Here is a 15,032-nt window from a genome sequence, read left to right as displayed (position 1 = left end):
GTGGTCTGCTGTGCGGGTGCACTGCAGACCACCTTGTGGTGCGCGATGACGCAGGTGATGGTGCCCTTGTTCCAGGTTGGGATTCCCGGAGGGGGGTTGCTACCTTGTGCGGTTAGTGGGCAACCATCTCGAGGCCGGCTTTTTCGGCGAGGGTGTTTGCGGCGACGTGGCCGAACACCAGGGCTGCACCGATGGAGGTGCCACCAGCGGTGTAGGTGTGGCCGACGATGGACTTGGTGGTATTACCGGCGGCGTAGAGACCTTCGATAACGGAACCGTCTTCACGAGTTACTTCTGCCTTGGTGTTGATGACGAGGCCGCCGGAGGTTCCGATATCACCGGGGTAGACCTGGGTGGCGTAGAAGGGGCCCTTCTCCACGGTGCCCAGGGACGGGTTGGGCTTGTGGTAGCGGTCTCCGTAGAACCAGTCGTGTTCGTTTTCACCACGGTGGAAGTCTTCGTCGATGCCGGTCTTGGCGTAGCTGTTGAAGGTGTTGACAGTTTTCTTCAGCTGGTCGATCGGCACGTTGATCTTGCTGGCCAGTTCTTCCAGGGTAGCGGCCTTGATCATGGCGCCGGATGTGAAGAATTCCTTCGGCAGCGGGATGCGTGGCATATAGCCGTAGGCGAAGGCGTACTTGTTGCGGCATTGGGTGTCGAAGATCAGCCAGGCGGGCATGTTGTCGGCCGGGCCGTCACCCTTGCCGAACTTGCCGCCATAGAGGCCTTGGCCGGCGGTGCAGTACGGCAGGGCTTCGTTCATGAAGCGGTTGCCGTCGCTGTTGACGATGAGGGTGTGGGGGACGGAGCGGTCAGGGACGATGAAGCGTTCTTCGTCGTCGACGACGATGGCGGTCCACATCTTGGCCTTGGGCAGCTGGATGACGGGAGACCAGATGGCGTCGGCCATGTTGTCTATGGCGGCGCCATACTTCAGTCCGATGTTGATGCCGTCACCGGTGTTGCCTTCGGCGCCTACGGTCCAGGTGCCGTTGATGGGGTGCCGCTGGTATTTCTTGCGCATTTCATCGTTGCGCTCGAAGCCGCCGCAGCCCAGGATGACACCGTGCTTGGCGTTGACGGTGATCTCCTTGCCGTTCTGTTCGAAGATGGCGCCGGTGACTTTGTTGCCGGTCATGACGATGTCCTTGAGGGCGGTTTCCATGTGGACGTCGACGCCGGCGCGCAGGCAGGAGTGCATGATGGAGGCGGTGAGGCCAGCACCCATGGTGCGGGGAGTCTTGCCGAAGACGATGTTGGGGATGTTGCGGAGGGCCAGTTTGGCGAGGCGCAAGTAGGGCTTCCAATGCGACATGAAGAGCAGGATGTCGGCGGAGTCGAAGGAGTTGAGGTCCATTGGGATGGCCGGCTTGAAGTAGGCTCCGACCTGGTTATCCTTCCACTTGCCCAGGAGGTTGGCGTCGAAGGGACCGGCTTCTACGCCACGGCCGGTGGGTTGTGCGCCAGGGGCATCAAGCCAGTAGTCGGGGTAGCCGTCCATGCGGCGCCAGATGAGGCCGGGGCAGTTGGCGGAGAGGAAGTCCATGGCTTTCTCACCGTTGTCCAGGAAGGAATCAATCATTTCGTCGGAAGTGCAGTCGCCGACGCAGGCCTTCATATATTGGCGTCCGAGTTCCTTGTTGTCATTGCCGCCCACACGTTGGAGCTGCTTGTTACCGGGAACCCACACCATGCCTGCAGATTTAGCGGTGGAGCCGCCCCACTTGTCGGATTTTTCAGCAAGGAGGACTTTAAATCCGCGCTTGGCTGCGGTGAGCGCTGCGCTGAGGCCTGCTGCACCGGATCCAACTACGACGACGTCATAATCTTTATCCATGCGATATCACAACCTTTGTGTGAGAGTAGGGGAAAAGCCTGCTCGGTTAATGAGCCACTAACGGAAACTATACGGGCAGCTGAGACGCCTTGAATGGGAAACCGGCATTGTTTTTAGACACACTAGTTTTTTCGCGTAGTTTTTAGTGTTGTCTTGTCTCTTTCTTAGTTTGTGAGCGTTCGTTTCACTGTGAAGCAGCGGTCAGCGAGGAGACCGACGCTGTGCTCGCCGTATTTTTCGTAGCCGCTCTTGTAGCGGTTGAAAGCAGTTTGAGCGAGGGCGGTGGCGGTAGCGGTGCGGTGGAATGTGACGGTGTAGCCGCCTTCATAGAAGTCTAGAATGGCATACCCGCCTGGATAGGGGCCTGCTGCGCCGAGCTGGGCGAACTGTGGGCCGCCTGGGAGATCAGGGGCATCGCGGTGGGCGCGGTGAGTGTGCCCTGCTGCCATGAAAAATACACCTGGAGCCTTCTGGAAGAGCTGTTGAAGCTGGAGGGCGTCTTTTGCATTCACAATATTGGGGCGCATATCGGAGCGAGCGGCTGCTTCGGTAACGGGGTGGTGCGCCATGACGATGGTGGGGCGGTAGGGATCTGCTGCGAGCAGTTTTTCAATCTGGGTGAACTGCTGGCTGGTGATGTGTCCGCCGGTAAGCCCTGGGTAGGAAGTGTCGATACCGAGAACACGGAACCCGTGGTCGCGTACTATCCAGGCGTGTTGCGGGGCAAGATGGGGGAAGACTGCCGCAATGGGGTCTTTATCCTGCGAGTAGTTGAGGGGATCGGTGAGAGCAGCATAACCGTCGTGATTTCCACGGGTAAGGAAGTAGTTTTTGTGGTACTGACCAAAGGTGTCCAAGAGTTCTTTGAGGCGTCTGGCTTCAGCAAGGCTACCGTTGTCGCAGAGGTCTCCGTTGATATAGATGCGGTCGATGCCGCGACGTTTAACATCGGAGAGCATCCCCATGATCATCGCTTCGGGCCAAGGTTCTGTGGTGACGGAGTGACCTTTTTTACCGAGATGAATGTCGTTGGAGATAGCCATGGAATGTAGGTAGCGTCCACCAGGGCGGGACAAGGTGTGAACCTTGCCTTGGGTTTCTGGCTCTTTGTTGCGGATGGTGAACCAGAGCCCGGGGGTAGCCACCCTACCGAGGGAACGACACTCAAACCGGTAGGTGGTGTTCGGGCGAAGCCCAGTGATGGTAACGAAGTGTAGACCGGTTCGCGAGTAGGACTGGTGCACGCGGGTGAGCGGTCCGGTGGTTTTGTCAGAGAGCCACACTTCGGCGTCGGAAGCACGCCGTTCATTGGGGAAAAGATGTGGGGTGTGGGGGGTGCGGTAGACGCTCCAAGAAAAGGTGATGGAGGTGGGGGTGACCGTTGGTATTTCGAGATCGGTGACGGTGTAGGCTTCGTCAGGTGCTGTCGTGCTCGCCACAGGAGGGTTCGCATGCGCGACAGGTGCGGGTGGCAGAGCAGCGTCGTTAATGGTGGTGGCGGAGGCTGGAGTCTCTCCGAAAGCGGGAAGTGCAGCGGAAAGAAGAGTTGCTCCGGCACCGGTGAGGAAATGCCTGCGGGTATAAGAAGTCACGTTTTGGACACTAAGGTAACTGTCTCTTTCTGCCAAGCTACTGAGAAAACTTTTTGTAGGTGTATTCCCCTTGTCATACTTTTTATTCAGCAGCCCAATGCTTCTCACGTAGCTACGAACCGACGCGGAAGCGGCGGAGTGGGTATGTTTATGGAGTTTTTATTATGAGGGGTGTTGAGCGGTGGAGGCTCTGAAGTTTTTCGTGTTGAGAGGATCCTTCTGGTAGTCCTCGGTGGGCAGGATACCCAGAAACCGCCCTCCTGACGGGTAGGGGAGGGCGGTTTGGGCGTCAGCGTACGTACTTCCAGGGTGTGGCAACCCTAAGATTTTCGCTAGTTCTTGGCGGGTTGTGCCTGGGGATTATCGAAGATGCGGGGACGTTGAGGGACGTCCTTGTCGTGTTTCTTCCACTTTTCCTCGCGTTTGAGGGGGCGAGGAATAGTCCATCCGACGACGGGTACCTGGAAGTACATGTCGGCAGGAAGGGTATAGGTGCCGCGTTGTTCAGCGAGGTTGGCATCCTCTTCGATCATGTCAGGGCTGCGACGCCACTTGGTGGGCTTGCCAGCATCCCGGGTGAGGCAGAGGGAGCGGGTGACTCCATGAACCACCGGGTGGATGTAATCGGGGTAGAAGAAGAGTAGCGGGACAACGTTGGGGACGAGGTTGAGCTCCCATTCGGGGCCACCGATGATGCTGTAGATTATGCCGCAGATGGTGGTAATGGGGCTGAACTGCTTCTCCACGATGGTGCTGACGAGTTTGTCAGCGATGAAGCTGCCGACGATGGGAACGACAGAACCGCCCACCGCACCGGCGACTTTACCGGCGACTGCACCGGCGACTTTACCGGGAATTTGGGTGGGGTAGCAGGCGATGTCCTTGAAGGCGGGTACGACCAGCTGTACAGCGGCAGTGATAGTTTTGTCGCCCAGGCCTTGTACAAGGAGTTTCCACATGATGGAGGTGATTTTCTCGGCGATGTCGGCGGTGAGCGTGTAGATGTTCATGCCGTTTTCGACTGTGAGGTTACCGGCGGGCATCCACTGCCAGGCTCGCCCGTCGAAGGGGGAGGTGGCGACGGTGAAGACATAGGTAACGGTGGGATCGTCGATGAGTTCGATTATGCCGCCAACCTGGTCGGATCGCATGGGGATGGTGCCCTTGTTGACCTTGATGGTGTTGAGTTGGTCGAGGTAGACCTTGGTGGCGAGGCTGAAGAGGCCCTGGAATTCGGGGCGTACTTGCTTGCCCATGCCGTCGATGACCTCGGTGGAGATTTCGCGGAGGGTGTATTCGCTGAGCGGCCGGCAGGTTTCGCTGGCTACGCTGAGGCCGTCAACAATCTTTTGGATGTCGGTGGCTTGCTTTCCGGGGAACGTGTTGGGGTTCTTGATGGGCTTGGGGTTGTGGTTGTAGACGTGCGGGGTGGAACCGGAGGGCTTGGTGTTGATGCACCGGTTCTGGAGTTGTTCCTGTACGAATCCGCCGATTTTTTGAATGGCTGTGGGGGCGTACTTGGCGGTGAGTTTGGGGATGGTGAGTGGGGAGACGCTGAAGATGTGGAGGAAGCTGACGGTGAGGACGTCGGGCATGACCTTTCCCCATAGTTCGACGGGGATGCCGCCGAAGTAGAGGAGGGTGAGGACGCTTTCGATGGCTTCGTTGAGGGTGATGTTCTTCAGCTGGATGGTGTCATTCCACCCGTTGTTGTGGCCCTTCATGATGGTGCTGACGACGAGGTTGACGACGTGGTCGTCTACCTCGCGGGAGGGTCCACCGATTTGGGAGGAGGGAGTGTTGACGAGGAGTCGATTGATCTCCACGTTACCGAGCTTGGCACCGTATGTGCGGGCGTTGTCCTCGAACTTTTGTTGTTGTTCAGGGTTGCCAGCAAAGGTGCCGGAGAGGGCGTCGACGGTGAGGTTAAATATTCCGCCGAGGGTGAGGTCGTCGGATGTTTCGCAGTAGGCATTCTGCGCAGCGGCGCTGGATTGGAGTGCGGGTGCGGTAGTGGCTGCGGCGGGAGCCGGGGCAGTTACTGCAGGGGCTGCGAGTGCTACTGCTGTCACCAAAGACACGATTGTCGTGGCGCAGCGGGACACGGGCGCTTTCCTTTCGGGAGAGGTGGGGAGCGTTAAGGGGTGTATACACCAGAGATATACGTTGCAAGTGTAGATCTAGGGGACTTTTTCGTTAAAGGTTTGCGACAGTATTTTTTGTGTTGTTCATCTGTTTATAACCTTCTGAACTGCATTTTTATAAGGTCAACCGTCCAATATAACTGTTCAAAATGGGTGTTCAGAAGTTCTCGGAACGCCGTCACTGTAGTAATACTTTGTAGATAGACTACTGCCCCGATTCTGACGAACCGGGGCAGTAGTGACGTTATGCGGTTAGCGCATCGGGGGCAGGTCCGCCACCAGAGGAGAAGGCGACGGGTCCCGTCGGCGGGTTTAGAGGTGGCGATTCACCCAGTTGATGACGTAGTCGATCACCTGGTCGCGCACTACTTCGTTCATGGTTTCGTGCATGAGGCCTGCCCAGAACACGAATTCCTTGTCCTTGGAACCAATGGCGTTAGCCCAGTTGACGGACAGCGCGGAGGGCACGAGGCCATCCTTCTGGCCGTGCATGATGAGGGTGGGGCGGGTGTAGGCCTTGGCGTTGTAGGTGGCATAGATGATGCCGTCGATCATCTGTACGGCGGTGGAGGCGCTGAAGCTCTTGGCGTTCAGTGGGTCCTTCTGGTAGTCCTCGGTGACCTTGGGGTCGGAGCAGACGCCGGAGGCGAGGCTGTTCGGGATCTCAATCTTGGCGAGAGCATCCGGGCTAGCAGATTCGGCCTTACGGGTCTGCTCCTCGGTTAGCACGGAAGGCAGCACACCCTTGAAGCCGAGGATGCTGGAGAGGGGGAGCTTTTCGGAGATGGTGGGATCCAGCTTAGTGTTCGCTGCCGGCAAACCCTTGGGGGTAATGACTTTGGGCTGCAAAGTGTTCTTACCGTAGGGGTTCCAACCGATGCCACCACCGTTAGTGATGGTGCCGTCCATATCGTTAGGGTACTTAGTTTCTAGCATCTGGGTGGCGAAGGCACCCATGGAATGGCCGAGAACGAAGACCTTCTTGCCCTTATTCTGGGCCTTGGCGGTCATGAGAACATGGTGGATGTCGTCAATGAGGTAGTCGAAGGAGTTGACATTGCCCTTTTGGGTCTTGGTGTAGGGTTCGGCAGACTTACCGTGGCCGCGATGGTCCATGCGATAGACGGAGAAACCAGCAAGGTTAAGGCGGTAGGTGAGATAGTCGTAGCGCCCGGAGTGTTCTGCCAGACCGTGGACAACGACGATGGCGGCCTTGGGCTTCGCCACGGTGTTGTACTTGTAGTAGATCTTGGGGTGCGTGGAGCTGGCGGAGGTGAAGTAGCCGTCCGTCACCTTGGCGTTGGACGCCACCATACCGTGAAGCTGATGCGGGTACGGGGTGTATGAGGGTGCGGCGGCGGCAGTGCTGACGGTACCAAAGCTGATGGCAGCTACGGACACCATGGCAAGTGCGCCGGAGAGAATGCGATTCCGCATGGGAGTAGTCCTATCTCTGTGAATAGTGGGAAAGCGGCATCACCGCGTGCTGCGTTAACAAGAGCACAGGTTTAGGGAGATGTGCTTTATTAGCTCATATTAATCTTTTGTCCAGAATGTGTTATGGAGGTTACCGTCAGTTGCATTCACCCCCTCAGCCAGGGATAGCGGCTGAGGGGGTGAAGAATATTTGTTACGAACGAGGTTTCAACTCTTAGTGGCCCTTTTTAGCGTTACGCTTTGCCATGGCACGGGTGAGGGCGCGCGGCGCAGCGTTGGGCAGGAAGTGTTGGTGGCTGAGGGCGCGGGCCTGTTTGCCAACGGCCCAGTGGAGACGCGAACTCTTCTGCTTCTCTGGGCGAGTGGCGGTCCATACGACGTCGGTAACGTCGCTGACGGTGAGCTTGAGGCCGAGGGTTTTGAGGATGGGGATGGTGTAGCCCTTTTCGAGTTCCTTCTCCACCATGTCGGTCTTGACGAAGAGCGGGTTCACATCGATGATGCGGATGCCATACTTCATGAATTCAATATCGAGGGCTTCGGTGAGGCCACGGATGGCGAACTTGGCGGCGGAGTAGACGGCCAGGTCCGGAGTGCCGACGAAGGAGGCGGCGGAGGAGATGTTGACGATCTGGGCACCGGGGGTGTTCTTGAGGTAGGGCAGGGCGGCGTGGATGCCGTTGATGTAGCCCATAACGTTGACGTCGAAGAGGCGCTTTTCGTCTTCGAACTTCTGGGTTTCAAATTCACCGATGACGGCGACGCCGGCATTATTGATGAGAATGTCGAGGCGGCCATCGGTGTGCTTCATGAAGTCTTCAATGGCGCGCTTGTAGTCCTCAGGATCTGAGGAGTCCATTTTGCCTTGCACAACGTTGGGATCATTCTGGCCCCACTCGAAATGTCCCGAGCGGGTGTAGGCACCGACAAGGTAGCCTTCCTTGGCGAATCGCTCAGCGATGTCGCGGCCGATGCCACGTCCGGCACCAGAAACAAATACGGTTTTTTGTGTCATACCCTCTTTATCGGTTCCGCTCTGCAATGCGTTACTCCCCTTCTTTTCTCTGTAGATTTCGCTAACGCTGTAGTTGTTGCTGTCGTTAGCGCTGGCGCTGTCGTTGGTGTTAGCGCTGTCGTTGGTGTTAGCGCTGTCGTTGGTGTTAGCGCTGTCGTTGTCGCTGTCGACGATTTCCGCGGGACTCGTCCCCCTATCTCTGCTAGTGAAAGCTCTACCACTAGTTATAAGTTTAGCCTTACATTGCTTGTAAAAAGATAAGGGAAAGGGTTGTATAGGGGTATGACCAAAGCTAACTCTGAATTCCACAAGCTGCTGCAAGAGCAGATCGAACACGAACTGGCCTCTTCCAACCAGTACCTGGCCATGTTCATCCACTATGATAACCTCGACATGCCCCAAATGGCCGGCGTCTTCAAAACCCACGCCGACGAGGAATACGACCACGCCATGCAGATGATCCAGTATCTGCAAGACGCCAACATCAAGCCCGACGTTCCCGCCGTCCCAGCCGTCCGCAACGACTTCGACGGCATCGTCGAGCCGGTCCGCGAAGCCCTCAAGCAGGAACAGTTCGTCACCGCCAAGATCGACAAGCTCGCCCGCGTCGCCCGCGACTCCTACGACTTCCCCGGCGAATCCTTCATTAAGAAGTTCGTTGACGAGCAGCTCGAAGAAGAGGCCTACTTCAACCGTCTCCTCACCATCGTCGAATCCAAAGGTGCCACCGTCTTCGAGGTGGAAAACTGGGTCGCCCGCGAAATCGCCGGCAGCGCCACCAACTAACCCCTACCCGCGCTTATCACCACCGGCACGGCAGCCTACCGCTCGTGGCCTCTAGCCCGCCACGGCGCCCCACCACACCGCACACCGGTATGCCACACCACTGTGACATTCACCAGCTGCGCCATCGTCCTCACGGAATACACGAAAGCTCTTCCATCTGCCCGGAAGAGCTTTCGTGTATCCGCAGGCCACCGGTAGGATGAGCGCTATGCAACCAGCCACGCCCCTATTCGCGCCCGGCGCACGCCGCCCTGCCCTCCCCTCCCTCACGGGCGCCCGCTGGTATGCCGCGCTGGCAGTGTTCATTCTGCACTGCGTCATCTTCCTCCCCGTCTACCCCTTCCAGCGGACGGAAGCCTTCGTTACCCTCCACAAAGCCATCCCCATGCAGTTGGGATCGCTGGGCGTCACCTTCTTCTTCCTGCTGTCCGGGTTCATCATCTACTACTCCTCCCGCAGCGACGACACCCCCCTCCTCTTCTACCGCCGCCGCATCCTCAAAATCTTCCCCACCCACTGGCTCTCCACCCTCATACTGATGACACTGGTGGCGGTGCCATTCAGCCGGCTCATCACCTGGCTGCCGGAGGTACTGCTGGTCCACACCTGGAACCCGCAGTGGACGTATCTGGGTGCACTGAATGTGCCGGCGTGGTCGCTGTGCTCAGAGATGCTCTTCTACTTCTCCTTCCCCTTACTGAAACCGCTGGTGGAGAAGCTACGGACGAATAAACAACTACTCATTGCCTTCGCCAGCATCCTGGTAGCACTGGTGGTGATGCACGTCTGCTTCTACCTCTTTACGGATGGTCCGAAGGGTATCCACAACGCTTTCTCGGTGCGTATTCTGGACACCACCACCAGCCCCTTCTACCCTGCCAACTCGGACCCCAGCTGGTTCCAGCGCGAGCACATCGCCTACTACCCCAGCTACTGGCTGAGCTACTACTTCCCGCTGGCCCGCTTTGGCGAGTTCTGGCTGGGTGTGCTGGCCTGCAAGCTAGTGCTGTCCGGCTGGTGGCGCAATACCAGGATCTGGTGGCCGGCCTTGCTGCTGGCTGCGTCCTACGCCGCCACCTGGTTTGTGCCCATCAACTTCAAGATGTCGGTACTGTTCCTGCTGCCTACCGCCTTGTGCATTGCTACATTGGCGCGCCGGGACGTGGAGGGCAGGACTGTCTTCCTAGGCAGCAAGGCGAATGTGTGGCTGGGTAATGTGTCTTTCGCCTTCTATATGGTGCAGTATCCGGTGATGGTGTGGGTGACACACACCTTCATTGGTGGCAAGAGCTACGGTTGGGCCGGGTGGCTGGGCTTTAGTGCACTGGCGTTTGTGGTGTCCGTGGTGGTGTCTGGACTCATCTACACCTATGTGGATAAGCCGATCATGAAGAATTGGGCACGGCCCAAAGTACGGGGGTAGGCCCAGTCACCAGCGCATGCACAGGTGTACTCGGGGACGCGTGTGGAGACACAGCAGCAGATGCAGACGAGGCCCAGGCAACACCCGTAGCCCCATCACCATGGCCCACGCCACCCTCCACCCCAGCGCAGAAATGGACATCCCCTGGAACCCCAGCTACAACGCACTCGTCTACGTGCTGTCCGGCCATGGCAGCATTGGCCCCGCAGGGGCTGACGGCACCGCCCAACCCATCTATAAGGGCCAGCTGGCGGTACTTGGTACCGGCGACCGCATCGTGGCCCGCACCGATGAACTGCAGGACGGCCACTCCCCCAATCTGGAGCTACTACTGCTGGGCGGCCAGCCCATCGGCGAGCCAGTCGCCCAGTGGGGCCCGTTCGTGATGAACTCCCGCGCCGAGTTGGCGCAGGCCATTGAGGATTTCCAGGCCGGCCGGATGGGCCAGGTACCGGCGGACGGACTGCGGGTGTACCGCGGCAAGGAACCCCAAGGGGTATAACACAAGTGAACGTGTGGGTGGGGCGGCGGCGCGCTCTCTCAGTAGCGCAGCGCGGCGGGCTTAGTATCCGACGACGGGGCCGTCTTCATTACCAGGCACCAGCACCGGACCATCGGAGGTGCTAGTGGGGGCCGGCTTCTGGCTAGTCTTGGTGGCTTTCGTACTGGTGGGGGCCGAAGTGGAAGACGATGTGCGAACCACTACGTTCTTTTCCTCAACCTTGCCGTCCTTGTCCTTCTTCACCTCGGTCTTCTTCTCCACCGTGCTGGTAACGGTGAGGGTCGTGGAGGTGGTCTGTGTGCTAGTAACGGCAGCGTCATCGTTGTTGCTGCATCCTGCCAGGCAGGTGGCACCCAGGGCGATAGCCAGCAGAGCGGCACTCACGGACGTCGTCTTCATTGGTACTCCTCAGTGTCTATGGGCATTCCCGCGGCGACGGGAGCTAGAGACAGGAACACCCCAGCATAGCAAGCCGGGGGTGCCCCGAATAGCAAGAATATAGGTGACGGTAGCCGGCTAGCCCTTCACCACCAGGTTCACCATGCGGCCGGGGACAGCAATAACCTTCACAGGCTCCTGGCCACCCAACAGCTCCACCACCTTCTCATCAGCGAGAGCAAGGGACTGCAGGGTGTTGCGGTCGGCATCCACCGGCACCTGGATATGGGCGCGGACCTTGCCGTTCACCTGCACCGGAATCTCCACGGAGTCGTCCACCAACCACTTCTCATCGAAGGTGGGGAAGGCGGCATGGGCCAAGGACTCATCATGTCCCAGGCGCTCCCACAGTTCTTCGCAGATGTGCGGGGCGACGGGGGCGAGCATAAGCACCAGCGGCTCCACAGCAGCCTGCGGAACGCCGTCCAGCCCCTTGGCGCCACCGTACCTCTTGGTGAGGAAGTTGGTGTATTCGATGAGCTTGGCAATAGCGGTATTGTCGCGCAGGTTGCTGTACTCCTCGCGAACGGCGGCTACGGTGCGATGCAGCTGCTTGGTGGCCTCATCGTCCAACTCCACCGAGGTGGTGGTAAGCTCGCCGGTGTCCTCGTTGACGGCCAGACGCCAGACGCGCTGCAGGAAGCGGTGGGCACCAACAACGTCTTTGGTGGCCCAGGGGCGGGACTGGTCGAGCGGGCCCATGCTCATCTCGTAGACGCGCAGGGTATCGGCACCGTAGGCGTCGCAGATTTCGTCGGGGCTGACGGCATTCTTGAGGGACTTGCCCATCTTGCCGTATTCGCGGTTGACCTCCAGCTCCTCGCCCACGGCCACGCCGCAGTTTTGGGCGATCAGCTGGGACGCTTCGGTGGGGGTCCAAATGTAGCGGCCGTCGCGTTCCTCCACTTCGGCGGCGGGCACGTAGGTGCCGCGCTCGTCGGTGTAGGCGAAGGCCTGGATGTAGCCCTGGTTGAAGAGCTTACGGTACGGTTCGGCAGAGCTCAGGTAGCCCAGGTCGAAGAGAACTTTGTGCCAGAAGCGGCTGTAGAGTAGGTGCAGCACGGCGTGTTCTACGCCACCCACGTAGAGATCAACGCCGCCCAGGTCCTGGTCGCCATACTGTTCTTTACGGGGGCCCACCCAGTATTCTTCGTTGCGGATGTCGCAGAAGAGATCCTCGTTGATGGGGTCGATATAGCGCAGCTGGTACCAAGACGAGCCGGCCCACTGGGGCATGACGTTGGTGTCGCGGGTGTAGGTTTTGAGGCCATCACCCAGGTCGAGTTCGACGGTAACCCACTCGGTGGCTTTGGCGAGCGGCGGGCTGGGAACGGAGTCGGCATCGTCGGGGGCGAAGCTGACGGGTTTGTAGTCCTCCACTTCGGGCAGCTCGATGGGGAGCATGCTTTCCGGGAGAGCGTGGGCCAAGCCGTCTTCGTCATAGACAATGGGGAACGGTTCGCCCCAGTAGCGTTGGCGGGCGAAGAGCCAGTCACGCAGTTTGTATTGGATGGTGCCGGCACCGGATCCGGTTTCCTCCAAGTAGGCGATGGTGGCGGCTTTGGCGTCAGCGATGGTGAGGCCGTTGATGTCCAGGCCACCTTCGCGGCTGGAGTTGATGAGGGTGCCGTCACCGATGTAGGCCTCGGTGAGGACGCCGTTCTCGTCGTGTTCGCCGCCGTCCACCACGTCGATGATGGAAATGCCGAACTTGCTGGCGAATTCGAAGTCGCGGGTGTCGTGGGCGGGTACGGCCATGATGGCGCCGGTGCCGTAACCGGTGAGCACATAGTCGGCGATGAAGATGGGGATGTGCTTGTTGTTGAGGGGGTTGACGGCGTAGGCGCCGGTAAAGACGCCGGTCTTTTCCTTGTTTTCCTGGCGTTCCAGATCGGACTTGGCAGCAATGGCCAGGCGGTAGTTGCGGACGGCGTCGGCGGGGCTTTCGCAAGGGTTGCCACTGCCATCGTCACCCTTCCAGGAGTCGGGGATGTCCTCACCAGTGGTGAGGGCGGCTGGCCAAGAGGGGGCAAGAATGAGGTCGACCAGGCTGTGCTCGGGGGCGAGCACCATGTAGGTGGCGCCGAAAAGGGTGTCGGGGCGGGTGGTGAAAACGGTGATGGGGTTGCCCTGCTGCCGTTCAGTGGAGATGGTGAAGTCCACATATGCGCCCTGGGAGCGGCCAATCCAGTTGCGCTGCATAGCTTTGACCTTGTCTGGCCAGTCGAGGGCCGCAAGGTCGTCGATAAGGCGGTCAGAGTAAGCGGTAATGCGCATCATCCACTGGCTGAGGTTTTTGCGGAACACGGGGAAGTTACCGCGCTCGGACTTACCCTCGGCGGTCACTTCTTCGTTAGCCAGTACGGTGCCCAGGCCGGGACACCAGTTGACGGCGCTGTTGCTGCGGTACACCAGGCGCTGCGAGTCGATAACGTCGGCGCGCTCCGTCTCATCCAGGTCGGCCCAGGTGCGTCCCTCATACTTGCCGTCGCATACGCCGGCCAGGGGACGGGTGCCGTCTTCGTAGGCGGCGATGAGTTCGGCTATGGGGCGGGCTTTGCCTTGGCTACCGGTGGCGTTGGTGGCTTCGGTGTCATACCAGGAGTTGTAGACCTGCAGGAAGATCCATTGGGTCCAGCGGTAGTAATCCACGTTGGTGGTGGCAAAGGCGCGGCGCTTGTCATGGCCGAGGCCCAGACGGCCGAGCTGCCGTTCCATGTTCTGGATGTTGGCTTCAGTGGTAGTGCGCGGGTGGGTGCCAGTTTGGACAGCGTACTGTTCGGCGGGAAGGCCGAAGGCGTCGTAGCCGAGGGTGTGGAGGACGTTGTGTCCCAGCATACGGTTGTAGCGGGCGAAGACGTCGGTGGCGATGTAGCCCAGCGGGTGGCCGACGTGCAGACCAGCGCCGGAGGGGTAGGGGAACATGTCCTGCACGAAGAGTTTGTCGGCGGGAACGTCGGAGCTGTTGGCGGGGGCGAGATCCCCTACTGGGTTGGGGGCTTCAAAGCTGTGGCGTTTTTGCCATTCTTTTTGCCAGCGGGGTTCAATCTGGGCGGCCAGCTTGGCGCCGTAGCGGTAGGCGGGGCCGATTTCGATGTTCTCCGACACGATGTGCTTCTCCTGGGGTGAGGCTACAGGTGAAAGGTGCGCACGCAGCGAAGTGCGGAAGTGGGGACGCAGGTTGGCGTGGAGCGCAGATTTCGCTGCATAGTGTTGCTTCCAGGATAGGCGCTGTGGGGGAAAAGATGCACATCGAGGCCGGTGAGCGGCATGCAGCGGGTGGAGTGGGGCCGGTGGAGGTAGCTACTACGACTAGCAAAGCGCTCCGTGGCATCATCTACCACAACCTCACCATCCGCATGCTCAAGGGTCTACCTCTTACCGCACTGCTCAAAAATAAGTAGTAGTCAACGTTGTGTCGGCCATATTCTTTATTCTTTTTGGGTATAGCCGACACAACATAGTCACTTAAAGGTTGACCATCACAAGTGGTTTTTACTCCAGCCGCTGTGACTGCTGTGCGATCAGGCGGTTTTCACCATCGTAGTGGCTAATTCAAGCATGTGTATCGCGGTGTTCTGATACTCAAAGAACAGGTCATAGATGGCATCTTCAGAGAGGATTCCGCATGGCACGTCTGGCGGGATTTTCCCCGCATCGTAAGCCTCAACGTCCTCTCTTTGAAGAGGACCACAGTAATACTCCTTTATTTTTTCATAGGAGGGTACGGCACCCTCAACCTTAGTGAGAAGACCGTCAGCTTCGCTCAGTAGTGTCGTAAGGCGGTTAAGAATCGATTCCATTTCTTCTATACGGGCAAGCAGCTTTTTATCGTCCATAATCCTTATCTTTCGCTAA

At 58.8% G+C, this 15,032-nt stretch carries 12 protein-coding genes; 4 read left to right on the top strand and 8 right to left on the bottom strand.

All coding sequences use genetic code 11. The annotated features are described in order from the left end of the window. Positions 1-112: 112 nt before the first annotated feature. The 5 genes from IY73_RS04630 to IY73_RS04610 form a co-directional block, all read right to left on the bottom strand. Positions 113-1,837 carry an FAD-dependent oxidoreductase gene (locus IY73_RS04630; RefSeq protein ID WP_053978963.1) on the bottom strand — a complete coding sequence of 575 codons (1,725 nt, stop codon included), beginning with the start codon at positions 1,835-1,837 and terminating at the stop codon, positions 113-115. A gap of 164 nt (positions 1,838-2,001) precedes the next feature. Beyond that, the gene (locus tag IY73_RS04625) at positions 2,002-3,429 is read right to left on the bottom strand and encodes a metallophosphoesterase (RefSeq protein ID WP_053962064.1); all 1,428 of its coding nucleotides are present in this window, start codon (positions 3,427-3,429) and stop codon (positions 2,002-2,004) included. A gap of 332 nt (positions 3,430-3,761) precedes the next feature. Next, on the bottom strand, positions 3,762-5,534 hold the full coding sequence (locus IY73_RS04620) for a hypothetical protein (protein WP_053978962.1): 1,773 nt from the start codon (positions 5,532-5,534) through the stop codon (positions 3,762-3,764). A gap of 351 nt (positions 5,535-5,885) precedes the next feature. Continuing rightward, complete coding sequence (locus IY73_RS04615) at positions 5,886-7,010, bottom strand: alpha/beta hydrolase (protein ID WP_053978961.1); 1,125 nt, start codon at positions 7,008-7,010, stop codon at positions 5,886-5,888. A 214-nt stretch (positions 7,011-7,224) separates the two neighbouring features. Further along, positions 7,225-8,025: an SDR family oxidoreductase gene (locus IY73_RS04610; protein ID WP_053978960.1), complete on the bottom strand. Its 801-nt coding sequence runs from the start codon at positions 8,023-8,025 to the stop codon at positions 7,225-7,227. 282 nt (positions 8,026-8,307) lie between these two features. Between IY73_RS04610 and IY73_RS04605 the strand changes: the two genes are divergently transcribed. From IY73_RS04605 to IY73_RS04595, 3 genes are all read left to right on the top strand, one after another. Then, positions 8,308-8,811: a ferritin gene (locus tag IY73_RS04605; RefSeq protein WP_053978959.1), complete on the top strand. Its 504-nt coding sequence runs from the start codon at positions 8,308-8,310 to the stop codon at positions 8,809-8,811. A 208-nt stretch (positions 8,812-9,019) separates the two neighbouring features. Continuing rightward, positions 9,020-10,234, top strand: coding sequence for an acyltransferase family protein (locus tag IY73_RS04600; protein ID WP_096334766.1), 1,215 nt, complete (start codon positions 9,020-9,022; stop codon positions 10,232-10,234). Positions 10,235-10,334: 100 nt separating this feature from the next. Beyond that, a complete protein-coding gene (locus IY73_RS04595) occupies positions 10,335-10,736 on the top strand; it encodes a pirin-like C-terminal cupin domain-containing protein (protein WP_053978958.1) in 402 nt (133 codons plus the stop codon). A 60-nt stretch (positions 10,737-10,796) separates the two neighbouring features. On the opposite strand, the gene IY73_RS04590 is transcribed toward IY73_RS04595, so the two are convergent. Beyond that, positions 10,797-11,135 (bottom strand): hypothetical protein, encoded by a 339-nt coding sequence (locus tag IY73_RS04590; RefSeq protein ID WP_053978957.1) that lies wholly within the window; start codon positions 11,133-11,135, stop codon positions 10,797-10,799. A 117-nt stretch (positions 11,136-11,252) separates the two neighbouring features. Next, the gene (locus IY73_RS04585; protein WP_053978956.1) at positions 11,253-14,282 is read right to left on the bottom strand and encodes a leucine--tRNA ligase; all 3,030 of its coding nucleotides are present in this window, start codon (positions 14,280-14,282) and stop codon (positions 11,253-11,255) included. A gap of 125 nt (positions 14,283-14,407) precedes the next feature. Between IY73_RS04585 and IY73_RS08420 the strand changes: the two genes are divergently transcribed. Then, positions 14,408-14,578, top strand: coding sequence for a hypothetical protein (locus IY73_RS08420; RefSeq protein WP_158408646.1), 171 nt, complete (start codon positions 14,408-14,410; stop codon positions 14,576-14,578). Between the two features lie 120 nt (positions 14,579-14,698). Here the strand turns inward: IY73_RS08420 and IY73_RS04580 are convergent, their stop codons facing one another. Next, entirely contained in the window at positions 14,699-15,013 is a 315-nt protein-coding gene (locus IY73_RS04580) for a DUF4298 domain-containing protein (protein WP_053978955.1), read from the bottom strand. Positions 15,014-15,032 lie beyond the last annotated feature (19 nt).

Origin of the sequence: Lawsonella clevelandensis, from assembly GCF_001293125.1 — a bacterium.
Taxonomy (GTDB): Bacteria; Actinomycetota; Actinomycetes; order Mycobacteriales; family Mycobacteriaceae; genus Lawsonella; species Lawsonella clevelandensis.
The sequence above is the reverse complement of the archived record's forward strand: the minus strand, read 5'-3'. Positions and strand labels throughout refer to the sequence as shown.